The organism is Propionispora vibrioides (assembly GCF_900110485.1).
Lineage (GTDB): Bacteria > Bacillota > Negativicutes > Propionisporales > Propionisporaceae > Propionispora > Propionispora vibrioides.
In genome coordinates this window covers 113,905-139,930 of sequence record NZ_FODY01000008.1, presented here as the reverse complement: position 1 = coordinate 139,930, position 26,026 = coordinate 113,905, and the positions used below count along the sequence as shown (strand labels likewise).

Genomic DNA, 26,026 nt, shown 5'->3' with positions numbered 1-26,026 from the left:
AAAGCCGGACAGAGAACAGAGAAGGTACGCCTCTTGGCCGATGCCAGGTGACGTACCTTCTCTGTTTGCTTTTAGTTAGGTGTGGTTACAGTCCTGGCAGGAAGAAGCCGGGGACGTCCGACTGGCGGCGGGAGTACTGGCAATCAGTTCACCCCGCAGATAGCGGAGCGTCAGTTGCTCCGGCGTAGCGGCCGGTGCTCCGCAGATCACTTTGATCCCCAGTTCGGCCAGTTTGATTCTGGCTGCCTCGCCCAGACCGCCGGCAATGACGGTATGACAGCCCTGTTCGGCCAGCCAGCCGGGAATCGCGCCTGGTTTAGGGGGTGGTGTGAGCTCTTCTTGCTGTACGATTTGCCCCTTTTGGGCGCTGATTATGGAAAATACCGCACTATGGCCAAAGCGCTCTCCCAGGTTTCCGTTGTCGGTGGGGACGGCGATCTTCAGCAGCCCGGTTTCTGTCGGGGTCGGGTTGCCGAGCTGCTGGAGCAACTGATCGACCAGGTGCTGCATATCTGTCTGTGTTTGATTATGGAGGCCGGCAATGGCTTTACCGCTGTCGCCGGCCGTAACAATGGCCGGATCGATGGGGAGGCGTCCTAAAAAAGGCAGTCCTGCTGCGGCCGCCGTTTTCTCGCCGCCGCCGCTTTTGAAAATATCATGGCGGCTGCCGCAGGTGGGGCAGACAAAGCCGCTCATGTTTTCGATAATACCGGCAATGGGGAGATTGACCTTCCGGCAGAATTGAATGGATTTGCGGACATCAGCTAAGGCGATTTCCTGCGGGGTAGTAACAATGACGGCCTGGCAGCCGGTGACGGTCTGAGCGATGGTAAGCGGCTCGTCACCGGTTCCCGGCGGGCTGTCGATAATCAGAAAATCCAGCGGCCCCCAGTCAACATCGCCTAAGAATTGGCGGATCATGGTGATTTTGGCGGGGCCCCGGCAGATGATCGGATCATCGGGTTTGTCCAGAAGCCCTTGAATGGTCACTACCTTCAGGGTTGGACTGTATTCGATGGGATAGATTTGCTCGCGGTCAGTCAATAGCGGCAGGTCGTTCAAGTCCAGCAGGCCGGCAATGCTGGGACCGTGCACATCAACATCCAGCAGGCCTACTTGGTAGCCCTGCTGACTGAGTGTTACGGCCAGATTGGCCGCTACGGTGCTCTTGCCGACGCCGCCTTTGCCGCTCATGACAATCAGTTTTTTAGTTACCTGATCTAAAAAACGGTGAATTCGTTCGGTTTGGGCAGCGAATTGCTGCGCTGGATTGGAATTACAAGACATGGACAGGTCATCTCCTTTTCTTGGTGAACAATGGCTATCCCCAGAGGTATCAGCCGGGCAGGACGCCGGGATAAAGCTTATTTTTGTGAGGTTATGTTTGGTTGCCGAGCTTGTGGACGGGCGGTTATTTGCTTATAGGTTTCCAAAGGCCGTGCCAATTCATCCATGACGGGTGCGTAAGGTTTCCTGATATTGAATGAATGGAAGTTGACTGGAAATTTTTATTCTATTATAATCTAGTTGATAACAAAAATCATTATCGATTGATTGAGTGATAATGCCGGGGAGGGCAGCAAGATGGTTAAACAAAAGCTGGAGGGTGTTTCGGAGACGTTATTAATCCCTCTATGGGCCAGAGCGGTGGAAACGAAGCGACCGGAGCCGATCATCCGGGATGAACTGGCCGTGCAGATGATGGAAAAGCTAGATTATGATTTTGCAAAGTTTGAAAAGGCCAGGCTGTCACAGGTAGGTGTGGCGATCCGGACGGAACTGCTGGATAAAGCGGTCACTGCGTTTCTGGCAAAGCAGGCCGAGGCCGTTGTGGTTAATCTTGGCTGTGGGCTTGATACCCGCTTTTTCCGTGTAGATAACGGCCGTGTTCATTGGTATGATCTGGATCTACCCGAGCCTATCCGGCTGCGCCGCCAGTTTTTTTCCGAAACCGACCGGTACCGGATGCTCGAAAAGTCCGTATTTGATCCGTCTTGGCCGCAGGCAATCCAGCGGGGCGATAGGCCGGTATTGATTATCGCCGAAGGCTTGCTTATGTATTTTACCGAACCGGAAATAAAAGAGTTGCTTGCCAGACTGGCCGGCGAGTTTCCCCAAGCGGAAATGCTGTTTGAAATTTTGTCGCCCCTATTGGTAAAAAACAGCCGGCGCCATGATAGTGTCAGTAAAACCGATGCTTCCTTTCAATGGGGCGTGGTCAGTGGGAAAATGGTGGAGGCTTTGCACGAAAATATCAGGTTCCTGGAAGAATGGAATTACTTTGATTATCACCGGAACCGGTGGGGCTGGTTTGGCTGGCTCGCATTGATTCCGGCCGGCAAGCGGTATTTTAATAACAAAATTGCTCATTTACAGTTTGTATAAGCTTACCCATAAATAAGGCGTTATGGTTTCTTCCCTACCGCCGCGAGATAGATGACAAATTCATCGTTCCCATCCAGCCCTAATAACCGGTCGACCAGCGCTTGATCGTATATTCCGATGGCACAGGTTCCGGCGGCGATGGATTCACTGGCTAAATACAGGTTTTGGCATACATGTCCGATATCTATCAGGATTTTTTTATGGGCGGTTATATCATATTTCCACTCCGACCGGTACGGAGTTGTGCTCCAAAGGAATAACACCGCTGCTTTATTGGCAAAGTTAGGGACAAATGGCTGGTCCAGGGTAATCTCGTCTATCTTGTTTTCCAGCCTATCCAGTTCAAACATAAATAAAAGTTTATGCTCTACCGGAAGGTAACGGTATACTCCTTTTGGGATATTTGCCACATTTCTAATCAACAGGTAACTTTCAAAGGAATGGGTCGCACCGCTGCAGGGAACCGTTCTTAGTGTAAGGCCGGCTCTATTCGTTCCGGTAATCCCCTGGGTCGCCCACAGAAGGTAGGATAATTCGTCGAGGCTTAGCGGACAATCGCTGTAAAGTCTGGTACTTCTTCGTTCTTTTATGCAAGTAAAGATATTTTTACTTGTCAGAGTATTTTCATTTGCTGCCGGGAGATCAATTAATTCGGTCTGCAGCTCGTAAGGTTTTACCTTTACCGGCTGGGGCATACCCTTCTTTGCATCGGTTGTTATTTTCTTAAATTCGGCAAAGTTCGATTTTAAAAAGCTCCTGTGTTGATCAAATTTACCCATTTGACGCCAACTCCCTTAGCTGTATTTATAGTTGATGTATTTTCCGCATGGGAAGTGGTAAATCCTGCCTGGTTAACGATATATTGTTATTTATTTTTTTATATACACTATATATGGTGGTTGCGCTGCGCTTTGACCAATCTTGTATGACGTCCGGCCCCTTTGCCGGGGAGAACTGGACGGCTGGAAAATAGTGCAGCTGGAGCCGGAGGAATTGACAGAGGAAGCAGGGCTTGTTAGTATATAGAATATAAACTGTATTTTCCGGTGATGGAGTTCACCGTAAAAGCGCGTAAGCGCTAATGACTCCTGCAGGCTAAAAAGTCTGCAGGAGTCATTTTTTTATATGCCGAGGATGTGGACGGCGATCGTGAAGAATGAAGGATAGCGGCTTGTTTGGGTTGACGGGTTATGGGTGTCTGCCGGTAAGAACCAGGGGTTTAAACAGGGAGGTGTTTTTATGAGCTTTAGTATACTGTTTGCGGAACATGCCGGGCATTTGCGAAGGGAAATCAGGGAAGAACCGGCTTTTTTCCGGGATTTGAATCTGGACCAGATTGTGGAGGCCATCACGGCCGGTAAGCAGGAATATGATTTAAAATCGTTTTTTTATATTGCTCTGCCTGATGAGGAAGCCGTCCGGTATCGCCAGGAAGTCATGCAGGAGCTTGGCAATCAAACTCTATTGGCCGCTATCCGTTCGTTCGCGGACAATATGCGGGCCATCCGCGGTTATCTTGGTTCCGTTGAAAAGCTCTATTATCATTACCATAAAGCGGGTTGGTTTCTCGAGGCGGTAGACCGGTATTGCGCAGCCGTTACCCGTTTAGCAGAGGACTTGAACGCTGCCGGGTTACGCTCCCGCGGCTTTTTAGCTTTTCGCGAATATGTGGCGGCCTATGCCCGGGCCGGAGAGTTTAGGGCGCTTGTGGCGGAGACCCGGGAGCTTAAGGCTGAATTAACTGCCATAAGATATTGCCTGCTCATCAAGGATGGGGCCATCAAAGTTCGCCACTATGAAGCTGAGGCAGACTATAGCATTGACGTAGAAGAAACCTTTGCCAAATTTAAGCAGGGAGCGGTACAGGACTATAAAGCGAAGTTTGCCAGCGGGATGGGCATGAACCATATGGAAGCGCAAATATTGGATTGCGTAGCCCAATTGTATCCCGACAGCTTTGCCAGGCTCGACGCCTTTTGCGCAAAACATAGCCGTTTTCCCGATGAGACACTGGTTGTGTTTGACCGGGAGGTACAATTTTATATGGCTTACCTGGAACATACTGATAAGCTAAAGCAGGCGGGGCTGCGGTTTTGCTATCCGCTGCTTTCCGCTACCTGTAAGGAAATTTACGATTACGACGGGTTTGATCTGGCTCTGGCCGCTCAACTGGTTGGCCGGAAGGAAGCCGTTGTGTGCAATGATTTTCACCTGCAGGGCCGCGAACGGATTATTGTGGTAACCGGTCCGAACCAAGGCGGCAAGACAACCTTTGCCCGTACGTTTGGCCAACTGCATTATCTGGCCGGGTTGGGCTGTCCTGTGCCGGGGCGGCAAGCCAAACTCTTTTTGTGCGACAGGTTGTTTACGCATTTTGAAAAAGAAGAAGACATCAACAATCTGCGCAGCAAACTGCAGGATGATTTGGTCAGAATTCATGATATTCTTGACCGGACTACGGCAAACAGCATCATTATTATGAATGAAATCTTTACCTCCACCACGTTGAACGACGCCGTGCTGCTGGGCAGGAAGATTATGCAGCGAATCATGGAACTGGATTTGTTGTGTGTTTGTGTAACCTTCATCGATGAATTGGCCGCTTTAAGCGAGCAAACCGTGAGTATGGTGAGTACCGTAGTGCCCGACGATCCGGCCAGGCGAACGTACCGGATTGTGCGAAGGCCTGCCGACGGCCTGGCCCATGCCATATCCATTGCCGAGAAGTACCGGCTTACCTACCGCCTGCTAAAGGAGCGTATACCATCATGAAAGCTTTTCTTATGTATAGGGACCGTGATTTTAATTTGCAACAGGCCTTGCCGGCCAATGCCGACGACCTGGTGCAGGATCTGGAATTGACTACGTTGTTTCAGACCATGGCATCCGGTGATCAATTTCTCTTTGATGTGGCCAGGAAAAGCCTGTTGTGCGGGACGGATGATATAGACACTATTCTTTATCGTCAGGCTATTCTTAAGGATTGTCTGAACAATCCTGCTGTAGTCAGAAAGATGTACCTTATTGTCACAGAGGCCATGGAGGAAAAAAAGAAAAAGCTCTATTTCAGCATTTTCGGCCGCTATCCGGCAGGCATTCTATATAGCGCACGGGAAGCCCTGCAACTGTTTCTGGCCCGGCTGAAACAACTTAAGCAGCTAGCTGATGAATATGCCGGTAACTTTGAATCGGAGGGCTTCCGGGTGCTTTTTGCCATGCTTCGGCAAGAGCTTGCCGATGACTATTTTGCCCTGGTACAGGAGCATTTGCGGCACCTCCAGTTCCGTAGCGGCGTTCTGGTCAGTGCTGCTTTGGGCAAGGGCAACGAGGGGACCGGCTACACCCTGCATAAGGTACAGGATAAAAAGCAAAGCTGGCTGGAGCGGCTCTTTGCTCAGTAGCCGCCGGCCTATACGATCCATATCCATGAGCGGGATGAAGCCGGTGCCAGGGCGCTGGGAGAGTTAAAGGACCGGGGGATTAACCTGGTTGCCAATGCCCTGGCCCAGTCTGTGGAGCATATCAACAGTTTTTTTGCCATGCTGCGGACGGAACTGGCTTTTTATGTCGGTTGCTTGAATTTGCGGGAGAAACTTGCCGCCAAGGAAGAGCCGGTTACTTTTCCCGTTCCTGGAGCCAGCCAGGAGCGTTGCCTTTCCTTTAAGGGGCTGTATGACATTTGCCTGACCTTGCTCCTGGCGCAGCGGGTGGTAGGCAATGACGCGCAGGCCGATCAGAAAGACCTGGTAATGATCACCGGCGCCAATCAGGGGGGCAAGTCGACCTTTTTACGCAGTATCGGCCTGGCTCAACTGCTTATGCAATGCGGGATGTTTGTACCGGCAGAAGCTTTCTGCGCGCGCGTGTGCAGCGGTCTGTTCACGCACTATAAGCGGGAAGAAGACACGGCGATGACCAGCGGCAAACTGGATGAAGAGCTTAGCCGGATGAGTGGTATGGTAGACAATATCACGCCCCAGTCCATGATCCTGTTCAATGAATCCTTTGCAGCGACAAACGAACGCGAAGGCTCGGAAATTGCCAGGCAGATCGTGTCCGCCTTATTGGAAAAGCACATTCAGGTGTTTTTTGTTACCCATCAATATGCGTTGGCCCATGGTTTTTATGAGAAAAAGCTGGATAACGCGATTTTTCTGCAGGCCGAGCGGCAAAATAGCGGAACGAGGAGCTTTAAAATAGTGGAAGGTGAACCGCAGCCCACCAGTTTTGGGGAAGACTTGTATACCGAAGTATTTGGTGTAACAGCTGATGTTTTAGAAACTACCGGTTAGGGGGTACGGGCATATGGACGAAAAGGATGGTGCCTATGTTGCCGCAGCGCGGTCGGCTGATACGGAAGATACCGCGCCGGTTAATCCCGATTTGGCCAAGCTGCGGGGCTATACGCAGGCGAAATTGTTCCTGGCCGAGCAGCTACGGCTGCAGCGCGAAGCTCTGACAACGCTGGGCCGGGAAGAAAGCGGGCGACGGTGCGGGGAGCTATTGGTAAAGCTAGCGGAAGACCGGTTCACACTGGCCGTAGTCGGCCAGTTCAAACGGGGCAAGAGCTCGCTGATGAATGCAATTATTGGGCGCGAACTCTTACCTACCGGCGTGCTGCCCCTTACCTCGGCGATTACGGTGCTTAAGTACGGCGCTACGGAACGATTGGTGGTTCGCCGGGAAAATTCGCTGTTCCCCGATGAACTGCCTGTTGCGGCGCTGGCCGACTATGTTACCGAAAAAGGTAATCCGTCCAATCAAAAAAAAGTAAAGACCGCCACGGTCGAATTGCCTGTTCCCTTTTTGCGGCGCGGCGTTGAATTCGTCGACACACCGGGTGTCGGCTCGGTCGTTACGGCTAATACGGCAACCACCTATGGCTTCTTACCCGAATGTGACGCCGTATTGTTTGTCATTAGTGTGGATACGCCGCTGACCAGTCTGGAACTGGCCTTTCTCCGGGAAATCCGGGAATATGTGAACCGGATTTTCTTTGTTGTGAATAAGCTGGATCTTGTGAGTCCTGCCGAACAGGAGGCGGTACTAACGTTTGTGACCGATACCATCCGCCAACAAACCGGAGGCGCTGCGATAAAGGTCTTTCCCGTTTCCGCCCGGCAGGGACTTGCTGCCCGATTGGCCGGTGACCCGGCCGGTTATGAACAAAGCGGCATGAAAGCGCTGGAAGAAACGTTGGCTGCTTTTCTGGCGGAGGAAAAGTCGCAGGCCTTTCTGGCTGCAGTACTGCATAAGGCGCTGCAAATAGGAGACGCAGCGATGGAACAGAATTTCTGCCAGGAAGCCACCGGACAGGAGGACAGTGGCAATGGCGGGGAAAAATCAGCCGGTACGACTCGGCGCGATGGCTCTGCTGTGCCCCTGATCATGGCTGTACAGGCAAAACTGGCGGCTTTGGCTAAACGGATGCAGGAAAATCAGCCGGCAGCGTTGTTAGACGGCGACTTTCTGCCAGGGATACCGTTACCCGCCGAGGCAGTAAATCCGGCTGCCTTCACCGTGCCGGCAACTGCCCCGGCAAAGCACTTGCCCGAGTTGGGGAGCAAGGGCTGCCCGGTATGCCGGCATTTGGAGAACTATGGGCGGGAATTTTTCCGCCGCTGGCAGTACCAGATCAGCATGCAGGAACAGGACCAGGCCGGTTTTGCCGCGGAACTGGGCTTTTGCCCGCTCCATACCTGGCAACTGCTCGCCTTAGCTTCGGCCCACGGCGCTTCTGTCGGTTATGCGCGGCTGGCTGAAGAGGCCGCCCGCCGTTTGCACCGGATCAGCGACGGGCCGGCCAGGGAGGAGAAGCTGCGGCAACTGGTGCATGATTCCCGGAATTGCCGGGTTTGCCGGCTGCTCCGTCAAGCCGAGGCGGACTATATCGGGCAGCTTGCCGTCTGGCTTGGCGAAGCTGCCGGGCGGCGCTGGTATCGACGTTCCCAGGGCGTTTGTCTTCGCCATCTTAGTTTGCTGGTGGCGGCTGTTGACGCAGATGATCAGCAGTTTCTGATTGACCATGGGGCGCAGCGGTTTGAGGAGGCGGCGGAAGATATGCGCAGCTATGCCTTGAAACATGAAGCGGTCCGCCGGGAGCTGCAGAACCGTGATGAGGAGGAGGCTTACCGGCAGGCTGTCATCCATCTTGTCGGTGAACGGTATGTGTGTATTCCCTGGCCGGAGGACGGAATCCTATGAGCGGACCACGTATCCAAGCTGCCCTTGGCAAATTGCGGGCCTTGCGCGAAGGGGATGAGGCGATAGCCGAGCTGATCGACTGTGGACAAGCGGCTGTGGGGCCGCTCCGTGAATTTTTGTTCAGCCGTGAGCCCTGCGGCCTATTTCAACCGCGCTGTCAGGCTGTAGAGGCTTTGGCCAAGCTGGGGGCCAAAGCAGTACTGCTTGAATTTTTAACCGCTCCGCGAAGTTTCGCTGATCCTGTGGAACAGGCCGGTGAGGATGCCGTGTTGAGTTTTGTTGCCCGTGCGTTGACTCGCTGGCCGGACGATGCGACCTTTTTGCTATTGTTGGCGGTGGCAAAACGCAAGCTGCTGCCGGGTATTGTGGCTGCTTTGGGTGAGTACCGCCGAATGGACGCCCTGCCTGTTTTGGCTGCCGCCCTGGCTGAGGACTTTTGCCGGTCGGCGGCGGAAACGGCTTTTCGCAAGCTGGGGCCGGCCGCTTGTTCCTGTTTGCTGTCTTTGGCCGTTCGGACAGTGCCTTTGGCGGACGTGGAACTCGAATCCAGCCTTCGGCTCCGGCGCAGTGCGCTGAATCTGTTTGATGAGCTATACCCGCGCCAAGCAGTACCCCAAACGGTGTGGGAACTGGTGCTGGATGCTGATATCCAGGTTGCCTTGACCGCCTGCTCCATCTGTCTGGCGAGAGACTCCGGCGCTGGACGGGAAAAAGTGCTGCTACGCCTGGCCGAACTATGGGAAAGCGGTGACTGGGCGGTTCGTATGGCAGTGGAGGAGTTATATTAGCAAGATGTGCTCCCGTATTCGGGTTACAGGTTTAATAAAGCAGGTTCAATAGAGTATTGACTGAATTGTTTGACTATTGTACAATGAATATATAATAGGTATAGGAAAAGGCGATGGAGTTCGCCATAAATCCAACCGAGGATAATGACTCCTACCATATGCGGTAGGAGTCTGTTTTTTTGTCTTAAAAAGCGTGTACCGTCTATTTATTGTACGTTACAGAATCCGTATAGGGAGAGGGGAGCCTTGCAGCGGTCAAGCCAGAGCATTTAAATATAAGAAGAGGCGATGGAGTTCGCCATAAATCCGATCAGGAATAATGACTCCTACCATATGCGGTAGGGGTCTATCTTTTGTCTTAAAAAAAGCGTGTACCGTCTGTTTTTATTGCCGGCGACGGTGAAGTCGCAAGGGAATGGCGGCGGAGCGAAGGGCAGTGCTTTATAGAAAGGGGGTGATAATCTGGGGAAAGGGAACCGTGAACCGTAAGAGGCAACAGACTGAGGGGGTGGTGCTTTAGCTGGTTTTACATGGATTAGTGGGTGATAGTAAGAAATCATATTTTTAATCAATAGAAGGAGGAGACAGCATGCGTGATTCTGTTTGGGGAGAATATTTAGCTGAAGTGATAGGGACTGCTTTTTTGATCATGGGCGGTACCGGGGTCGCTGCCATGGCGATTTTGTACGGATCGTTTAGTGGGGACTATTGGGGTATATGTGTCTTATGGGGATTAGCCGTAACCTTTGCCGTTTATCTTGTCGGAGCCATATCGGGCGCGCATTTAAATCCGGCGGTGACTATTGCCTTTGCCATATATGGCGGGTTCCCCTGGAAAAAAGTATTTGGTTTTATTATTGCCCAGGTGATTGGGGCGTTTATCGGTGCGGCAATTACCTATCAGTTGTATTCTCCCGTCATTGATGCGTATAATATTGTGCACAATACTACCCGTGATGCGGCGCAGGGACTTACTACGGCAGGTGTCTTTTTTACCAGTCCCAATGCGGGAATTACAACAGGACATGCGTTTATTGACCAAATTATATTAACGGCAGCCCTGGTAATTGGCATTCTTGCTATTTCGGACAAATGGAATACAAACAGTCCCGGTGCCAACACGGCTCCCCTGATGGTCGGCCTGTTGGTGGCATTAGTCGGTGGTTTTGGCGGGCAGTTAGAAGCCTGGGCCATTAATCCTGCCCGTGATTTGGGACCGAGACTGTTTTGCTGGTTAATGGGTTGGGGACAAAACGCGTTTCCCGGTATCCAGGGTTATTGGTGGGTGCCGTTGATTGCTCCCGTGATTGGCGGTATTCTGGCCGGAGCTATCTATAACTTTCTTTTGCAGCCGTTTATGCCGGGAAACCCGGATCGTGTTAAAGCGGCAGGCATTATGAAGAAGGCTGAAGTCAACTAAATTTAAAGAGGATAGTTACTGCGTACCCGTCACCTTTCGTATACCTGCGGCAGGTTTATATTGACGATGGTTCAGGCAGCCTGGTATAATAGGTCCATAATTCAATTAACAGCGGCGATGGAGTTCGCCTTACCCTTTTTGCAGACGCTAATGACTCCTACCACTTAAGTGGTAGGAGTCTATTTTTTTGCCTTGCGCTTGATAGTGACAATAAATCTTGTCCAGGGAGGCAGGAAAAGTGCCCAGGAAATAGGTAGCTTGAGCCTGGCAAGCTTTGTAGCCCAATCGGTTCGCTCAGGAATAGCTGCCAATTTGTTTTTGTTCCCGTAGTCTCAGCCAGAGGACGGCGATGGAGTTCGCCATAACCCCGCAGTGAAAGTAATGCGGTGATAACTCCTACTTTACTATTACTATGGCCAGGGCCGGTAAGCTTATTACCGGTCCTGGGCCGGGAAGGAGGCAATTGCAGAGGAGATAAAGTTTTTCCGTCATTGCGTAGTGGAAGTTATGAGCCTCGTTGTCAAAGATTTGTTCAAGTGAATGAGCTTTGCGGCGGCATGGAGGTTTTGCCCTTGCCGGAATCGGCGATAACACCCTGCAGTTAAGCGCGTGTCTCGGAGTAAATGGATGCTAGGCGAGACTTTGTTATGGTGGCTGACGGAGGCTGTGGAGTGGATTGGAGGAGTAAGTAGCATGTTGCAGCTTGAGCTGGAATATCTGTTTAATCTTATTTTCTTTGCCATATCAATATTTTTGGGGCTATGGCTGATGGAGAAGGTCGGGAAGAAACGGCCCGGTATTTGGCAAGACCGGGCGAGGCTGGCCGTGGTGCTGGCCGCCGGCGCTACCCTGCTGCATTTGGTTGTCCGTGCGGCTGTTGCGCTGGCTTATATGGTAGGGCTTCCGGCGAAACTGTAATGCGAGTAGGATATGAGGTCAAATTGGGAGGAGGAATCTTGGTGCCTAAAATTGCAAGTAAGGCTAAGCGCTTGCGAGTTTATATTGGTGAGGATGATCACCGGAAACGGCGGAATTTGTATAATTCGCTTGTGGAAAAGGCAAAAGAGCTGGACATGGCGGGAGCAACCGTATTGCGGGGAGTGATGGGCTATGGGGCGAATAGCCGGATTCATACAGCTACCCTCCTGGATTTATCCAGTGATTTGCCTGTTTTGATTGAGATTATCGACAGTGAGGAGTATATTGCCAAGCTGCTGCCCTTTTTGGATGATGCGTTGGAAGAAGGAATGGTTATGATTGATGATGCGGAGGTTATCAAATATGGCCGCCAGTTCTCCAAGGAGCAGTAGCGGAGTTAATTGTTTGTGTTGGGTTGCAGCCTTTTGAGAAGAGGACCTGCGTGACATGGTAGCGTAGCGGCTCAGTATCGTGGACGGATTTCTAGGGAACCGCTGATTTAATAAACCTGCCGGCCTGGCGAGAGATTTTTTCGGCTGGTAAGGAAGTAAAACCGCAGGAATAGCGGTCCCTATTTCAAGGTTTTGCTGACACAGCCAGACGGAAAAAGATCCGTCAGGATGTGCAGTGTGAATAAATCAGTGATTCCCTAGCTGCATGGCTGAGAACAGGTGTCGCCAAACTGTCTACCAATGAAAGATTACATGCTATACGAGGGAGAGTGGAGAAAGTGATTTCTGTACAGTTGCCTAATGGCAGACAGTATGAATTCCGCCATGCGGTATTTGATTTTAATGGGACATTGGCAGAGGAAGGAAGAATAAGTGAGGACGTGCGTCGCTTACTGGTTGAGCTGTCAGCCACGATCCAGGTATCCGTAATAACGGCAGATACGTTTGGCTTGGCGCGCCAGGCGCTGGCAGACTTGCCGGGAGTGGAACTTATTATATTGGAGCCGGGACAAGATGGTACAGAAAAAGCCCGGTATGTTCAAACATGGGGTTCTGAGCATACCGTAGTCATCGGTAATGGCGTCAATGATCAGCCCATGTTTTTTATTGCCGGGCTGCGAATCTGCGTATTAGGCCCGGAAGGAGCCGGGGCGTGCCTGCTGTCGCTGGCAAACGTTGTGGTTCAGTCGCCGGTGGAGGCCATCAAACTGCTTTTGCAGCCCCAACGGCTGATTGCAACGTTACGAAGCTAAGGCTGCTTTAACGAGGGTTGGCCGAATGTCCAAAAAAAGTTGATCAACAGGGCGGCGGTTTTTTCTTAGGGGGTATCCAGCCTATGGCGGCAGCGTGTCCTAGCAGGTGCTGCTGTGTGTTATGACACTAGGAAGAAACAGGAGGAAAGTTGCCGGATGCTTGACGGGGACACTTCCCAATTGTTACAATAAGAGTAAGTAAGAGAGCGATGGAGTTCGCTCCAATCCTGGCTGGCCAGGTGATGACTCCTACCGGAAAACGGTAGGAGTCTTTATTTTTTTACATACAGAAAGGAGGGAACACATATGCCGTCGCTGACTGATGCCTGGGCCCGCCAGGTTACTTCCCGGGAGGAATTTCCCGAACCGTTTTGGCCGTTTATCGACTTTGACCGGCCTTTGCCGTATTTGATTTATTCGCCGCCCGATGCCTGGGGCAACCGTAAAGTGAACGCCCGGCTGACGGTATTGTCCGAACAGGGAGTTACGGTGCTGGAAAATACGCCAGACGGGGTTAGAAGTAGTGAGTGGTTGTTTGACGAGATCGATTACGTGGAACAGGGGGCAGTACATTTGTATTCCTGGCTGCGGCTGAGCGGCGTTGCAGGTGGGTGGCCGGCTTCGGTTCAGGTAGAATATAACGCGGTCGTGGCGCCGCTGTTTACCAGGGTAGTGCAGGCTGTCCGCCGGAGCTGGACCGGAACAGGCAACGCATCGTTGGCGCAGGAACAGGCCAAACTGGCCGGTTTGGCCGCCGTGGACTATAAATTCTGGAGTTATGCCCGGGACAGCCTGCTGCCGGGAGAACGGATGTTGGGGCAGGTGTATCAGCCGGAGATCGACGTTCCGTGGCTGCTGTTCTTTCAGCGCCGTGTGGTGCCTGCTTATGTGAGTGTGCTGACCGATAAGGAACTGATTTGTATAAGTGACGACGGCAGCGACGGAAATACCGGCCGGTATGGAATAGTACACCGGTATGTTCCGTTAACCAAGATTAAAGACTGGCAGTTGATACCGGCGATTGGTGAGCAGACCGGCATTTGGCGGTTACAGTTGACGGGGGAGGGCATCGCGTTGTGCTTCTCGGCCCCGGTGCAGGATTTCCTGTTGGAGTTGGCTGATTTACTGGAGGAGGCACGCGGCAAGAAAGCCAGCCTGTCTGAGCACTAGAAGCATAGGAGGTAGAAGGCTATGCAAGAAAAAGACCCGGTCCTGCGAATATGTATCTATTTACAAACCACTGACCGTTACCGGGGCAGGTCGCTGTATCAAGCGGTGGTGGGGAAAGCCAAGGCCCTGGGGATTGTCAGGGTTGCCGCGTTGCAGGGCTGCATGGGGTATGGCGGCAGTGACACCTGGCATGTGGAACAGCCCTGGAAGCTTTGTCAGGAGATTCCGGTGATGATTGAGGTGCTCGACCGGGAATCCCGGCTCCGGCAGTTGCTGAACTGTCTTGATGATATGTGCAGCGATGGAATGGTGACGGTGGAACCGGTTAAAGAAACTGATTTTAAAGGGCTGGTTCCGGTAGCTCCGGCCGGCCGGCTGTGGCTGAATCGGCTATACCGGCTGCTGGGCTGTTTTAAACGCCGGGTATGCCTGATTTATTTGGTAAGTGGCGGCTGACCATGCCCGTGCTGAAAAACGGAGCAGTGGCAGCTTGAGAAGGGAGAGAGCGGGATGAAATATGACCGTATGCCGGAACAGGAAGCCTGCCTGACCGGACTGCTGGAAGAGGCAGCCGGGCAGCTAAGGCAGGTTGGCAATCGATTTATCCCGCATGCTGTCCGGGTGGAAAAACTAGCGGAGCGGCTGAGGGAAAAACAATTTCATTTGGCGGTACTGGGGCAGTTTAAGCGCGGCAAAAGCAGCCTGATCAATGCTTTGCTGGGCGGCCCGTTTTTGCCGTCCAGTTTGGTGCCGGTGACGGCGCTGCCGACCGTCATCCGTCAGGGGATGCGACGGCGGGCATATATAACGTTTGCTGACGGACGGGAGGAACAGGGCGTATTTGATGATGATGCGTCACTGGCAGACTATTTGAGCCGGTTTGTGGCGGAACAGGCCAACCCGGCCAATTGTTTGCAGGTGGAGCAGGTGATTGTAGAATATCCGGCGGCACTGCTGGCCGGCGGAGTCGTCCTGATTGATACGCCGGGCATTGGTTCTACTTTCCGGCATAATACGGACACGACGCTCCGGTTTCTTGCCCAGTGTGATGCCGCGCTGTTTGTCGTATCTGCCGACCCGCCGGTTACGGCGGCGGAATTGGCGTTTCTGCAGATTGTGCAGCATCATGTGCGGCGTTTGTTTTTTGTGCTCAATAAGGCTGATCATCTCAGCAGTGAGGAACAGGACACCATGGTTAGCTTTTTGCGGCAGGTTTTGCGGGAACAGGCCGGCATAGCAGTGGAAACCGTCTACCAGGTATCGGCCCGGCAGGCAGTTTTGGGCAAAGCGAGAGGTGATAGCCGTCTGCTGGCGGCTAGTGGGTTAGGCCTGCTGGAGGAGGTATTAACAGCTTTCTTCCGGCAGGAAATGCAGGCGGTACTGGCTATGGCTATTGAAACCAAACTGGCTGCCGTGCTGCGGGAAGCCTTGTTGGAGCTGGAGCTTGCCGTCCAGGTTCTGCTTATGCCGGTCGATGAATTGGCCGCCAAGCAGGCACTGCTGCGGCAGAAACTGACAGAATTGACGGACGAAGAGCAGCAGGCCGATGACATACTGGCCGGTGATCGCAAGCGGGCTTTGGACTTTCTGGAGCAGCAGGCCGGCTTCTTGCGGCAGCAGGCCCGGGACTACTTATCCCATGTGGTGGCAAAAGAGCTAAGCGGTGGTGAACGTCCCGGTCTGGAGCGGGACGCTCAGGCTGCCCTGATGGCGGCTGTTGCTCCCTTTTTTGACCGGGAACTGTCAGCCACTGCCGACCAGTTTAGCGACTACCTGGCCGGTGTAATGGCTGTTCATCAGCAGCGGGCTGAGGCTTTGATTCAGGCGGTGCGTCAGACGGCAGCCACCATTTTTGCCCTTGATTATCAGGCGGTGGAGCAGGAGCTGACCTTTCAAATGAAACGTCAGCCCTATTGGGTAAAAACGGAATGGCAAACAGGCCTGGGGGGAATTCCCCACACCTGGCTGGAGGTACTGCTACCGGCCTCGTTTCGGTTTGTCCGTATCCGCAAGCGTCTGGAACGGCAGGTGGAAACGCTGGTGCTGCGGAATGTGGAAAGCCTGCGTTGGGCTCTTTTACAGAATACGGAGGCAGCTTTTCATTCCTTCCGGGCAACCTTTAGTGCCCGGCTGGCCGAGGCGGTGGACGGGACTGCCCAGGCAGTTGCTGCCGCGGCGGTGCAAAAACAGGGACAAACTGAGGATGTGGCAGACCGGTGCAGCCGGCTGCAGCGGGCTGCCGGGCAATTGCAGCAGCTTTTGCAGCAAGTGAATACCGTAGAGCCAGAGTTTGGCAAAGCGGTTGCTATTGACGCAGAATCAGACCGGCTGATATAATAAAGCCATATTTTTATAGCGGCGATGGAGTTCGCCTTTAAGTCCGTGCAGACGGTAATGACTCCTACCACTTAGGTGGTAGGAGTCTGTTTTTTTTCTGCCCGCTGCTAAGAACAAGTCTAATATAAGTTTAATTGGTGAAAAAATTAGAGTTGAATGTATTGATAGGTGTTTGCTAACAAATCTTATAGGTAATTTATCGAAGGAGGCGCTATGTATGAGCAGTAAGATTGTCAATGTAAATGCGTTAGAAATTTTGGACTCCCGGGGGAATCCGACCATACGGGTCAATATGGAACTGGCCGGTGGCAGCAGGGCATCGGCTTCGGTGCCTTCGGGTGCGTCTACCGGTGAGAATGAGGCGCTGGAACTGCGGGACGGCGATAAGACGCGCTATGGCGGTAAGGGAGTTTTGCAGGCTGTGGCCAATGTCAACAATCGCATAGCCCCGAAACTGATCGGGCAGGATGCCGGTGATCAGGCGGCGATTGATCAGCTCCTACTGGAGCTGGATGGTACACCGACTAAGGCCAATTTAGGCGCCAACGCCATTTTGGGCGTTTCCATGGCGGCTGCCCGGGCCGCAGCGATAGAACAGGGCTTGCCGCTCTATGCCTATCTGGGCGGCAGCGAGGCGGTGCGGCTGCCGGTGCCGATGATGAATATTTTAAACGGCGGCAAGCATGCCGACAACAGTGTGGACTTTCAGGAGTTTATGGTTATGCCTGTCGGCGCGCCTACCTTTGCCAAAGCCCTGCAATATGGTGTGGAAACCTTTCACGCGCTCAAAAAGCTTTTGGGGCAACAGGGTTATGCCACCAGTGTGGGTGATGAGGGCGGCTTTGCACCTAACCTGAAGAGCAATGAGGAGGCCTGCGAGCTGATTATCGAGGCCATCCGGTCAGCCGGCTATGTGCCGGGTGTGGATATTGCCCTGGCGCTTGACCCGGCAGCCAGTTCGTTTTATGAAAATGGTCAGTATCATTTAACAAAATCAGGGCAGGGAGTAAAGAGCAGCAGTGAAATGACGGCGCTGTACAAGGAATGGGCCAAGAAATATTACCTGGTTTCCCTGGAAGACGGATTAGCGGAAAATGACTGGGACGGCTTCCGGGAGCATACGGCAGCCCTCGGTCAGGCATTGCAGATTGTGGGCGACGATATTTTTGTCACCAATACCAAATTTATTGCCCGCGGCATTAAGGAGAAGACCACCAATGCGGTGCTTATTAAGCTAAATCAGATCGGTACGGTGACCGAGACGGTGGAGGCCATTAAAATGTGCCGTTAGGCCGGCTGGAATTATGTTGTTTCCCACCGTTCCGGCGAGACCGAAGATGCGTTCCTGGCCGATTTTGCCGTGGCCATGGGCGGCGGTCAGATTAAGACCGGTTCGGCTTGCCGCAGTGAACGCATTGCCAAATATAACCGCCTGTTGGAGATTGAGGCCGAGTTGGGCGGAAAAGCTGTCTTCGGCAATCCTTTTGCCGCCAAATGACAGGCTGTCCGGTTGATTTTTCAGGCAGAACGGCGTAAAAACCGGCGATGGAGTTCGCCATAACCCCGCAGTGAACGCGGTAATAACTCCTACCTTCCCTAGGGTGTGTTGGCAAATGGTTCGGAGTGTCTTTGAAGGGTGCTTTTTTGACACACTTCGTTGAAATTTTTGGAAGTAAGGGCCATTTTCGTGAATTTTGTCTTTTCGCAAAAGTCACTCGCCATAGAACATTTCGTTAATTTGAAGCACACCCTGGGAGTATTAGTCAAGGACTAACAAGGAGGTAGCTGTCAATGGAACAGAACTTTGCTATTGCCGCGCAGTGGGTGCTGCTGGCCCTTATTGCCACCGTCCTGTCTATCCGGCTGGGCATTTCGGTGGCGCTTATGGAGATTGCCGTGGGTGTGATTGGCGGCAACGCCATGCATTTGGAGATTACATCCTGGGTTACTTTTTTAGCCGGATTTGGTGCTGTGGTGTTGACCTTTCTTGCCGGGGCTGAGATTGATCCCGATAGTCTTAAAGGCAACCTGAAAGAAAGTCTGGTGATTGGCTTTTTATCGTTTCTGCTGCCCTTTCTGGGCGGCATGTGGCTTGCCGAGTATATGTTCGGCTGGGACGGCAATGCCGCTAAAATTGCCGGTATTGCACTGTCAACCACCTCAGTGGCCGTCGTGTATGCCGTCATGGTAGAAAGCGGGCTGTCGGCCAGCCGTTTAGGTCAAGGCATTCTGGCGGCCTGCTTTGTCACTGATTTGGGGACGGTGCTGGCCCTGGGGTTGCTCTTTACCGGATTTTCGCTAAAGGTCGTCTGGTTTACAGCAGTTATGATCGTGGCTGTGCTGGTTATTACTCCGCTGGCTGCCAGGATATTCAAATGGTATGGCGGGCGGGTCAGTGAGCCGGAAATCAAGTTCATTTTTCTGGTACTCTTAGCCCTGGCCTATCTGGCGGTAATCAGCGGCAGCGAGGCGGTACTTCCGGCCTATATTATCGGTATGGCCATGGCCCGCTTTTTCAAGCACTACAAACCAACGCTGGTGAAAATGCGAGCCATTGTATTTGCCGTTTTTACGCCGTTCTATTTCATTAAAGCGGGGGTACTGGTATCGGTGGGAGCTTTGTATACGATGTCCGGGACTATCCTGGTTTTCCTGCTGATCAAAATGGCTGCCAAGTTTATCGGCGTATTGCCGGCGACCAACTGGTTTCACTATACACCGCGTACCGGTATTTACACTACCTTGCTAATGAGCACCGGTCTGACCTTTGGCACTATTTCGGCCTTGTACGGGCTAACTAATCACTATATCGATGAGGGACAGTACAGTGTACTGGTGGCAACCGTCATTTTGAGCGCCGTGGTGCCGACGATGATCGCCCAAAAATGGTTTTTCCCGACAGATGAGACCGACGAATCGCCGGCAGTGATAAAAAACATGGTTATCAGGGAGAGGGAGGCCGATTGATATGGATTTGAAAAAAATAGTTGTGGCTTATGACGGCTCAGCCGGCAGCCACAAGGCGTTAGTCTGGGCGGTAGGCCTGGCTGCCAGGTTTGAGGGGGCGACGGTGGTAGTGGCCAGTGTGGTTAAGCCCCCTGAATTTAGCTCCAGCATTGATGAAGTGGATGAATGGTACGCCGATGGAGAGAAACAGTACCGGCCGCTGCTGGAGCAGGCTGTGGTTTATGGTGAGGAACAGGGGATTTTTCTACAGACGGAAATCTTAAAGGGCCATCCGGCGGAGAGCCTGATGCGCTACGCTGTTGATCGCAGGGCCGATTTGATTGTCATGGGTACACGGGGCATGGGTGGATTTAAAAGTCTGATTATTGGCAGTGTAGTGCAAAAGGTGGTTACCTATGCTAAAGTGCCGGTTGTTGTGGTAAAATAAAGATAGCATATCAAAAATGTTAACGAAGTATGGTACAAAAAGTGCCGTTAGGGTTGTTGCGGATAGTTAAGCACCCCCCTAAGGGTTAACGGAGAAAATTACAAAAATACGGCCCGGTAGCTGGCTGGCCCGAGCCGTATTGGCTGTCGTGGTGGCAGCCGGCGACCAGGCTGCAAAAGATCATACACGCTGCTGTGCCGGTTTAGGCCGTTGCAGGCAGCCGGGCTATAAAAAGTTGATTGGTATCAAGTTGAAGGAGGAGTCTTTGTGCCCAAAATTGCGAGTCAGGCCAAACGATTACGGATTTATATCGGGGAAAGCGATCACTGGAAACGGCGTTCTTTGTATCAAGCTATCGTGGAAAAGGCCAAGGAACTGGATATGGCGGGGGCGACGGTGTTTCGCGGCATCGTGGGTTATGGGGCCAACAGCCGGATTCATACGGCCAGTATTGTGGATTTATCCAGTGATTTACCCATTTTAGTGGAAATTATCGACAGTGAGGAGTATGTTGCCAAGCTATTGCCCTTCCTGGATGATATGCTGGAGGAGGGAATGGTTACGATTGACGATATAGAAGTTATCAAATACGGTCATAAACCACCGAAGCGATAACAGAAGAACAGACGAGGCAAGAGAGGTGAAAGTATATGCTGGGAATTGTTTTAGTAGCGGTCGGCGGTGGGATTGGTTCAGTCATTCGGTATTTAGTGTCCAATTGGATGGCGGAGCGGTTTGGTCCGGAGTTTCCCTTTGGGACGTTGCTTGTTAATGTGGTAGGGTGCTTCATTATCGGCTTATTTTTGACAATGACCACCGAGCGGTTAAGCATCAGCCCCTACTGGCGATTGCTTGTCGCCATTGGCTTAATAGGCGGTTTGACTACGTTTTCATCCTTTAGTTATGAGACTTTGCGCTTACTGCAAACTGCCGATGCCTTGCGGGCTTTTTATAATGTAGGACTCAATTTGGGAGTCGGTTTTTTTGCCACCTGGCTGGGGATTGGTATTGCCAGACTGTTTTAGAGAGGAATTATTTCCTGGGAAAAGATGGGGAATGTGAACCGTCTAACCCAGGTTTATTCTTTTTCGGGCCAATCAGGGACCCTTCGCCGGAGACAGGCTTCTCGAAAACCAGGGTGGTTTGTATCCAGAGTAAGAAACAGGATTATCCTGAGCCTGATGGAAGTGTGACAAACAGATGTCTTTTTATTTGGTCATAAGGCCATTACTTATACTGATGACTTTACGGGAGATATAAATCGAGGCCTGTTCCTTTTACGGAACAGGCCTCGATTTATGCAGGGTAAAAGCGGCGGCAAATTGATGAAGCATCTGATAGGAGCTGCCGCTATATGGCGGTTTTAGTTAGCCGGGAGTTCAGATGGATATTCATTTCTTTAAAGGCGTGGATAAAGGCTTCCAGCGGCGTCAGGGTATAGGTGCCTGTCGAGTAAATGGCTGTGTCGGCGACGGCGCCAGTCGTTGCGTCATAGATTGTCTGAGTCAGGGTGATATAATAGGCATTCTTTTCTTGCTTAACGCGGCTGGCACTGACTTCAGAGGCAATGACCCAGCGGCAGCCGGAGGCCGCTGCTGCCTGTTGCCAGGAATCCGGCATGTCGGCAGGAGTTACCTGGCGGGAAAAGGTGCGGCGGTATTCATCCTGCAAGGCCTCATTCATATACCAGAATTCGGTGGTTAAGTTCTCGGGCAAGCTGTTTTTCAGCGGCAGGATATAGGCACTGTCCTGGCTGGCCCCGGCAAACGCCGGAAAAGCGGGAAGCGGCATGCCGGCATCCATGGCCAGGCGGCGTTTGTCGTAATAATTTTTGATGGCCGAATCGATATAACCGGTTAACTGATGGGAATCGCTTACGAAGGCTGGGGCCGGCCATTTTATTTCCCGGCCAAACTGCTGATAACCGCCGAATAGGGTCTGCAGCACGCCGGTGACCGGATCGCTGGACTGGACGATGCGGGTCACTGGCAGGATCGGGGCGAACTTGGCGGCGAAAGCGGCATTGCCCACAGCCGGGGCGCCGAAAGTGATAACCTCCAGTTGGCCGGAAGTCATACCGGTGCTGATTAATCTTGCGCCGCCTAGGGTAGCGGCTGCGCCGCCGAGGCTGTGACCGGTCAGGTAAAGCTTGCGGTCTTTGTTCGCCGTCAGCAGATCGGGCAGCGCCAGGCTGCCCCGGCGGGGGCTGCGCAGCGTGGCCGCCGGTCCGGCCTGTAGGAATTGGTTAAAGCCCTTATGGACTTTAGGTTCGGTATCAGGCACATTCTTTTGAGCCGCAGCAGCGGAGATTTCTTCATCGGTAGCGCCGGCGAAGGGTACTTTATCCACTTTAAGGTCAAGTTTAACATCCTTTTCATTTTCCGTACCGACAATGGCGATAAAATAGAAGGGCGTATTATTTTTCTGGGCAATCAAGTAGCGGACGCCGGAGCGGCCCTGGGGCTGAACGTAATGATCAATTTGCCAGCCGTCCTGCTCCAGGTAGCGGGTGCTTAACTCACCAAGACGGTCGCTATAGGCTGCGGCGCTGGTGGCGGCAGCCAGATAAATTTTATAAGCTTCTTCATAATCTTCCTGGGGACCGGCCCAGGCGGCAGCCGAAGGATAGATCAGAAAGCAAAGAACAAGCAGCAGGTGCAAAAATGGCTTCACAGCCGCACCTCCTTCCGTAGAATCTGGACTGAACAGTCAGTTGTACTACTCAAATTATAGGAGCAGCTACAAGCGGCTGTCAAGGCGCTCTGGGTGGATATATTTTCCTATCCTGACAGGACAATGCATTGGTACTAGCCTTTTTATTCAAAGACATTTATAATTATCAGTAAATAGACAAGGGTTGCCGGAGCATAAAGCGCGAAGGCTTCCGGAAAAATATATGTAAAGGGGAGCGAAAAGTACGTTGCCCAGAAGGAGGCAGCCGTGAAAAAGTTTTTTTTGCTAAGTGGTATCGCTCTTTTTATAGTAGGTTTTTTCCTGTTTCGCACGACGGCGGCGGAAGATCCGGTAGATACGCAGACGGTAGCAACGGCTGGACAAACGGTTGTGAAAAAAATGCCCCGGCCGGATAAGCCGGAGGCAACCGTGGAGTTTTCGCAACAGAATCCGGCATCCTTAAAGCCAGTGCTGCGCTGGACCAAGGTGGAGTCGGCCGTGGCTTATGAAATTGAATTGTTTCAGGAAAATCCGGGCGTGTATGATGAACCACGCTTCCAGCCGACGCCGTTTTTTTCAACTTCTTATATTTATGTCAATGGCTATAATGCTGATCTAACTGATCGATTACAGCAAGATTATTTTTACTGGCGGGTTCATGGCCTTAATCTGGACGGACAACGCATCGGCGATGACTCGGACGTGCAAAAGGTATATGTGGATCAGGACAAGGACATTCAGCTAAAGCCTATTCCCACCTCTGTTTTTAACCAAACGGCGGGCAGTGTTTTGCTTTATCCGGTATATGCCTGGATTCCTGTGGCCGGTGGGGACAAGTATGAAGTGGAAATTCTTGATGATTTGCCGGAAAACCCTAACGGAATAGAACCTTCCGTGCATCGCATCGATTCGGCTATTGCCGTGGGCTTTGACTATTATGATTCCACGCCCCGGGTTGGCAGGAAGCCTTTTTATTGGCGAGTGCGGGCGATGGATCAGGAGGGGAATCCGGTGGGAGTCTATTCGGATGTCGGCAAATTTGGCGTTGTCCCCGGCGCCGCTTTTGAGGTGGCCACTTACGGCGACAGCATTACTCATGGCGGCGGTGCAGTATCGTATTCGCCGTCGGACTGGGAATACAGCTATCAGCACTATCTGGATTTTCCGGTGATCAACCTGGGAAAGAGCGGCGATACCAGCGCGACGATGGTGGAGCGCTTTGAACAGGATGTGCTGCCGTTCAAGCCCCGTTACCTGATCATTATGGGAGGCTCCAATAGTATGCGCGGCGGTTATTCGGCAGAGGATATTATTGCAGATTTGACCGCCTTGAAGAAAAAATGCCTGGACAACGGGATACATCCTGTATTCTTGACGCTGCCGCCGATTAATCCGGGCAATATTAAGCGCGTGTTTGACGAACCGACCGCAGCGGGCTGGCAGCAGGAACGGCAGAAGATCAATGACTTTATCCGGACGCAGGATCATATAGATGTGGCTCAGGGCATGGAGTCGCCGGAAGGGATATTGCCGAACGAACTGGCGACAGACGGACTGCATCTGGATATTAAGGGCAAACAGATGATTGCCGCCGCCATTAACGCCAACTGGGGACGTATTACCGGACCATCTATTCCGGGGAAATAAGGCTTCCGGTCCGGCTATAGTGTGAATGTTATTATACCATCAAAGAAGGCGGCTATTTGCTCTTTTTGATGGTATAATAATTTGAGGCGCAGTTAGAGAAGGCCAGGCAGCGGAGCTGCTCCGCGACAACAGTGTTGTGTATATTCGGTTTGTAAAGGAAGGGATGAGCGTGTCCGTAAAATTGCCACCACGGATTGATACATTTATGCAGGCAAAGTCTAGCGGTGACAGCCAGGCGTTCGTAGCCTGCTTTGCCGAGGAGGCGGTTGTTTATACCGAAGGGCAGGAGTTCCGCGGCAAGGATGCTATCCGGCAATGGTTTGAAGATAGCGCGAAGTATAAAAATCAGTATCTGGTTATGGGCTTTAGCGCCAAACGGCAGGAGTCGATTTTATCCGCCCGTGTTTCCGGCGACTTTGCGGGCAGTCCGGTATTGCTGGATTACTTCTTTACAACTCGGGACGGCCTGATCACCAGCTTAAGAATCGTAACGATGGAGGACGCGTAAGAGCGCTGCAGGAGTATAAACGCAAGCTGCCAGCATTTTGACAAGGTTCAGGCGATTGGCTATAAAGGTATATGCGCCTGTAGCACAGGTGGATAGAGCAACGGTTTCTCTTCCGTTTGAAGGATCTGTAAAAATACAGATCTTTTGTTTTTTATATGCAGAAACCCTACGTTAGACGTGAGGTTCAAAATAAGAGAAGATATTTAATTTCGGTGCTTCTGAATCAATTGCTATCAACCTCTCATTTCTCTGAATAACTTAGGAGACAAACCAGTTCGCTTCTTAAATAATTTGCTGAAGTAAAAAGGATCTGAGTAACCAACGCAAGCAGAAATTTCCGTGACAGAGCAGGACGTGGTGCGGAGTAAATCTTTCGCCCGCCGCATTCGGTATTCGATAAGAAATTCATTTGGGCTCAATCCTTTATGTTTATGAAAAAAGTAGGCAAACTGATTACTGTTCAGACCATATTGCCTAGCTAACTCCGGTACGGTGAGCGGCTCCATATAGTGATCCTTCATATATTCGACGGCTTTTTCCGCCAGCTCGTGGCTGCCGTTATGCAAGCGGCAATTGGCGCAAGTTAAAATTTCATCCAAAATGATAAAAAACAGGGATTTGGCTCTCAGACCCGATAGGTTACCTGCCGTTGTGTAGAGATGGTACAGCCGGTACAGCGCGTCGTTTATCCGCGAATTATGTCCCGGGCTGAGTTCATAATGCGATAATGCATAGGGGAACGTCCCTTTGGTATTGCCATATACTTGGTAATGCAGGACCATGAAATCCCACGTGGATTGTCCCAGGACCTCTTTATCCAATGGCATATTCGGACCTCCGTGAAATACCTTACCGGGCTCCATGTCATAAGGAACGCCGTCAAAAAACATTCTTGACCGGCCACGTAATGGAAAAATGATACCTGAAAATGGCGAAGTAACCGTACCGAAACGTTTTGTTCCAGGTTCGATAACCGCTCGTCTTATGTCGATTATGCTAAATTGTATTTTGGAAAAATAATCGGATAGATCATCAATATCCACTTTCATTTTTTGTTCCCCCTAAGTAACAATAATTTTAAGATCGTATCGGTTTGTAAAGATCACTATAAGGTCAGCTACTCTTCAAGTAGTGGGGCAAAACCCTATTTGAAGAGTAGTTTCTTTTTATAAAAATAAAATTAGAATGATAATGGTTATTATTATCATTCTAACAACGCTGCCAATAATTTTCAATTTCATTTATAGCTATATCTAGGTAAAATTTTGAAAAAATCAAGAAATATTTAAGAAAATATCTATTCGTCCATGCTTTGCAGTTTGTTATACTATAAAAAGCAAATAAATGATAATGATAATCACTGATAAAATGATCCGGA

At 51.6% G+C, this 26,026-nt stretch carries 22 protein-coding genes, 2 pseudogenes and 8 riboswitches; of the genes and pseudogenes, 20 read left to right on the top strand and 4 right to left on the bottom strand.

Annotation, left to right across the window (positions count from 1 at the left end; translation table 11 throughout):
* Positions 1-75: 75 nt before the first annotated feature.
* Entirely contained in the window at positions 76-1,287 is a 1,212-nt protein-coding gene (locus BMW43_RS08880; RefSeq protein WP_091745942.1) for an iron-sulfur cluster carrier protein MrpORP, read from the bottom strand.
* A gap of 297 nt (positions 1,288-1,584) precedes the next feature.
* On the opposite strand from BMW43_RS08880, the gene BMW43_RS08875 reads away from it, so the two are divergent.
* Positions 1,585-2,385, top strand: coding sequence for a class I SAM-dependent methyltransferase (locus BMW43_RS08875; protein WP_091745940.1), 801 nt, complete (start codon positions 1,585-1,587; stop codon positions 2,383-2,385).
* A 20-nt stretch (positions 2,386-2,405) separates the two neighbouring features.
* On the opposite strand, the gene BMW43_RS08870 is transcribed toward BMW43_RS08875, so the two are convergent.
* Positions 2,406-3,164, bottom strand: a complete 759-nt coding sequence (locus BMW43_RS08870) for a SagB/ThcOx family dehydrogenase (protein WP_091745937.1) — start codon at positions 3,162-3,164, stop codon at positions 2,406-2,408.
* A 257-nt stretch (positions 3,165-3,421) separates the two neighbouring features.
* A riboswitch (Fluoride riboswitch) is annotated at positions 3,422-3,483 on the top strand.
* Positions 3,484-3,624: 141 nt separating this feature from the next.
* Between BMW43_RS08870 and BMW43_RS08865 the strand changes: the two genes are divergently transcribed.
* From BMW43_RS08865 to crcB, 17 genes and pseudogenes are all read left to right on the top strand, one after another.
* Positions 3,625-5,157, top strand: a complete 1,533-nt coding sequence (locus BMW43_RS08865) for a MutS-related protein (protein WP_091745935.1) — start codon at positions 3,625-3,627, stop codon at positions 5,155-5,157.
* Positions 5,154-5,975 (top strand): annotated as a pseudogene (locus BMW43_RS21345) (hypothetical protein); the annotation flags it as partial. The gene BMW43_RS08865 and the pseudogene BMW43_RS21345, both read left to right, overlap by 4 nt.
* A gap of 159 nt (positions 5,976-6,134) precedes the next feature.
* The gene (locus tag BMW43_RS21340) at positions 6,135-6,677 is read left to right on the top strand and encodes a MutS-related protein (protein WP_500684729.1); all 543 of its coding nucleotides are present in this window, start codon (positions 6,135-6,137) and stop codon (positions 6,675-6,677) included.
* 13 nt (positions 6,678-6,690) lie between these two features.
* Positions 6,691-8,589: a dynamin family protein gene (locus BMW43_RS08855; RefSeq protein ID WP_091745932.1), complete on the top strand. Its 1,899-nt coding sequence runs from the start codon at positions 6,691-6,693 to the stop codon at positions 8,587-8,589.
* On the top strand, positions 8,586-9,377 hold the full coding sequence (locus BMW43_RS08850; protein WP_091745929.1) for a hypothetical protein: 792 nt from the start codon (positions 8,586-8,588) through the stop codon (positions 9,375-9,377). Before BMW43_RS08855 ends, BMW43_RS08850 begins: the two co-directional genes overlap by 4 nt.
* A gap of 100 nt (positions 9,378-9,477) precedes the next feature.
* Positions 9,478-9,538: riboswitch (Fluoride riboswitch) on the top strand.
* 114 nt (positions 9,539-9,652) lie between these two features.
* Positions 9,653-9,713: riboswitch (Fluoride riboswitch) on the top strand.
* A gap of 253 nt (positions 9,714-9,966) precedes the next feature.
* Positions 9,967-10,797, top strand: a complete 831-nt coding sequence (locus BMW43_RS08845; protein WP_091745926.1) for an MIP/aquaporin family protein — start codon at positions 9,967-9,969, stop codon at positions 10,795-10,797.
* A 104-nt stretch (positions 10,798-10,901) separates the two neighbouring features.
* Positions 10,902-10,964: riboswitch (Fluoride riboswitch) on the top strand.
* A gap of 169 nt (positions 10,965-11,133) precedes the next feature.
* Positions 11,134-11,203, top strand: a riboswitch (Fluoride riboswitch).
* A gap of 287 nt (positions 11,204-11,490) precedes the next feature.
* Entirely contained in the window at positions 11,491-11,715 is a 225-nt protein-coding gene (locus tag BMW43_RS08840; protein ID WP_091745923.1) for a hypothetical protein, read from the top strand.
* Between the two features lie 41 nt (positions 11,716-11,756).
* Positions 11,757-12,107 carry a DUF190 domain-containing protein gene (locus BMW43_RS08835; protein ID WP_091745920.1) on the top strand — a complete coding sequence of 117 codons (351 nt, stop codon included), beginning with the start codon at positions 11,757-11,759 and terminating at the stop codon, positions 12,105-12,107.
* Between the two features lie 338 nt (positions 12,108-12,445).
* Positions 12,446-12,919, top strand: a complete 474-nt coding sequence (locus BMW43_RS08830) for an HAD family hydrolase (protein WP_091745917.1) — start codon at positions 12,446-12,448, stop codon at positions 12,917-12,919.
* Between the two features lie 196 nt (positions 12,920-13,115).
* A riboswitch (Fluoride riboswitch) is annotated at positions 13,116-13,178 on the top strand.
* Between the two features lie 47 nt (positions 13,179-13,225).
* Complete coding sequence (locus tag BMW43_RS08825) at positions 13,226-14,089, top strand: hypothetical protein (protein WP_091745914.1); 864 nt, start codon at positions 13,226-13,228, stop codon at positions 14,087-14,089.
* Positions 14,090-14,110: 21 nt separating this feature from the next.
* Positions 14,111-14,545, top strand: a complete 435-nt coding sequence (locus BMW43_RS08820) for a DUF190 domain-containing protein (RefSeq protein ID WP_091745910.1) — start codon at positions 14,111-14,113, stop codon at positions 14,543-14,545.
* A gap of 54 nt (positions 14,546-14,599) precedes the next feature.
* Entirely contained in the window at positions 14,600-16,426 is a 1,827-nt protein-coding gene (locus BMW43_RS08815) for a dynamin family protein (RefSeq protein ID WP_091745905.1), read from the top strand.
* 11 nt (positions 16,427-16,437) lie between these two features.
* Positions 16,438-16,500, top strand: a riboswitch (Fluoride riboswitch).
* A 143-nt stretch (positions 16,501-16,643) separates the two neighbouring features.
* Positions 16,644-17,924, top strand: a pseudogene (gene eno, locus BMW43_RS08810) (phosphopyruvate hydratase).
* Between the two features lie 34 nt (positions 17,925-17,958).
* A riboswitch (Fluoride riboswitch) is annotated at positions 17,959-18,023 on the top strand.
* A 194-nt stretch (positions 18,024-18,217) separates the two neighbouring features.
* On the top strand, positions 18,218-19,393 hold the full coding sequence (locus tag BMW43_RS08805) for a cation:proton antiporter (RefSeq protein ID WP_091745902.1): 1,176 nt from the start codon (positions 18,218-18,220) through the stop codon (positions 19,391-19,393).
* Position 19,394: 1 nt separating this feature from the next.
* Complete coding sequence (locus tag BMW43_RS08800) at positions 19,395-19,820, top strand: universal stress protein (RefSeq protein ID WP_091745899.1); 426 nt, start codon at positions 19,395-19,397, stop codon at positions 19,818-19,820.
* Between the two features lie 267 nt (positions 19,821-20,087).
* Positions 20,088-20,435, top strand: a complete 348-nt coding sequence (locus BMW43_RS08795) for a DUF190 domain-containing protein (RefSeq protein ID WP_091745896.1) — start codon at positions 20,088-20,090, stop codon at positions 20,433-20,435.
* Positions 20,436-20,470: 35 nt separating this feature from the next.
* Positions 20,471-20,845 carry a fluoride efflux transporter CrcB gene (gene crcB / locus BMW43_RS08790; RefSeq protein ID WP_091745893.1) on the top strand — a complete coding sequence of 125 codons (375 nt, stop codon included), beginning with the start codon at positions 20,471-20,473 and terminating at the stop codon, positions 20,843-20,845.
* Between the two features lie 325 nt (positions 20,846-21,170).
* Here crcB and BMW43_RS08785 read toward each other — a convergent pair whose 3' ends face one another.
* Complete coding sequence (locus BMW43_RS08785; RefSeq protein ID WP_245732281.1) at positions 21,171-22,493, bottom strand: lipase family protein; 1,323 nt, start codon at positions 22,491-22,493, stop codon at positions 21,171-21,173.
* A gap of 267 nt (positions 22,494-22,760) precedes the next feature.
* Between BMW43_RS08785 and BMW43_RS08780 the strand changes: the two genes are divergently transcribed.
* Entirely contained in the window at positions 22,761-24,140 is a 1,380-nt protein-coding gene (locus tag BMW43_RS08780; protein ID WP_091745887.1) for an SGNH/GDSL hydrolase family protein, read from the top strand.
* Positions 24,141-24,309: 169 nt separating this feature from the next.
* Positions 24,310-24,648, top strand: coding sequence for a nuclear transport factor 2 family protein (locus BMW43_RS08775; RefSeq protein ID WP_091745885.1), 339 nt, complete (start codon positions 24,310-24,312; stop codon positions 24,646-24,648).
* A gap of 233 nt (positions 24,649-24,881) precedes the next feature.
* Here BMW43_RS08775 and BMW43_RS08770 read toward each other — a convergent pair whose 3' ends face one another.
* On the bottom strand, positions 24,882-25,697 hold the full coding sequence (locus BMW43_RS08770) for a helix-turn-helix transcriptional regulator (protein WP_091745882.1): 816 nt from the start codon (positions 25,695-25,697) through the stop codon (positions 24,882-24,884).
* Positions 25,698-26,026 lie beyond the last annotated feature (329 nt).

Excerpts from the sequence above, each read along its gene's own strand:
- BMW43_RS08880 (WP_091745942.1), bottom strand. The coding sequence starts at position 1,287 with ATGTCTTGTAATTCCAATCCAGCGCAGCAATTCGCTGCCCAAACCGAA.
- BMW43_RS08875 (WP_091745940.1), top strand. The coding sequence starts at position 1,585 with ATGGTTAAACAAAAGCTGGAGGGTGTTTCGGAGACGTTATTAATCCCT.
- BMW43_RS08870 (WP_091745937.1), bottom strand. The coding sequence starts at position 3,164 with ATGGGTAAATTTGATCAACACAGGAGCTTTTTAAAATCGAACTTTGCC.
- BMW43_RS08865 (WP_091745935.1), top strand. The coding sequence starts at position 3,625 with ATGAGCTTTAGTATACTGTTTGCGGAACATGCCGGGCATTTGCGAAGG.
- BMW43_RS21340 (WP_500684729.1), top strand. The coding sequence starts at position 6,135 with ATGATCACCGGCGCCAATCAGGGGGGCAAGTCGACCTTTTTACGCAGT.
- BMW43_RS08855 (WP_091745932.1), top strand. The coding sequence starts at position 6,691 with ATGGACGAAAAGGATGGTGCCTATGTTGCCGCAGCGCGGTCGGCTGAT.
- BMW43_RS08850 (WP_091745929.1), top strand. The coding sequence starts at position 8,586 with ATGAGCGGACCACGTATCCAAGCTGCCCTTGGCAAATTGCGGGCCTTG.
- BMW43_RS08845 (WP_091745926.1), top strand. The coding sequence starts at position 9,967 with ATGCGTGATTCTGTTTGGGGAGAATATTTAGCTGAAGTGATAGGGACT.
- BMW43_RS08840 (WP_091745923.1), top strand. The coding sequence starts at position 11,491 with ATGTTGCAGCTTGAGCTGGAATATCTGTTTAATCTTATTTTCTTTGCC.
- BMW43_RS08825 (WP_091745914.1), top strand. The coding sequence starts at position 13,226 with ATGCCGTCGCTGACTGATGCCTGGGCCCGCCAGGTTACTTCCCGGGAG.
- BMW43_RS08820 (WP_091745910.1), top strand. The coding sequence starts at position 14,111 with ATGCAAGAAAAAGACCCGGTCCTGCGAATATGTATCTATTTACAAACC.
- BMW43_RS08815 (WP_091745905.1), top strand. The coding sequence starts at position 14,600 with ATGAAATATGACCGTATGCCGGAACAGGAAGCCTGCCTGACCGGACTG.
- BMW43_RS08805 (WP_091745902.1), top strand. The coding sequence starts at position 18,218 with ATGGAACAGAACTTTGCTATTGCCGCGCAGTGGGTGCTGCTGGCCCTT.
- BMW43_RS08800 (WP_091745899.1), top strand. The coding sequence starts at position 19,395 with ATGGATTTGAAAAAAATAGTTGTGGCTTATGACGGCTCAGCCGGCAGC.
- crcB (WP_091745893.1), top strand. The coding sequence starts at position 20,471 with ATGCTGGGAATTGTTTTAGTAGCGGTCGGCGGTGGGATTGGTTCAGTC.
- BMW43_RS08770 (WP_091745882.1), bottom strand. The coding sequence starts at position 25,697 with ATGAAAGTGGATATTGATGATCTATCCGATTATTTTTCCAAAATACAA.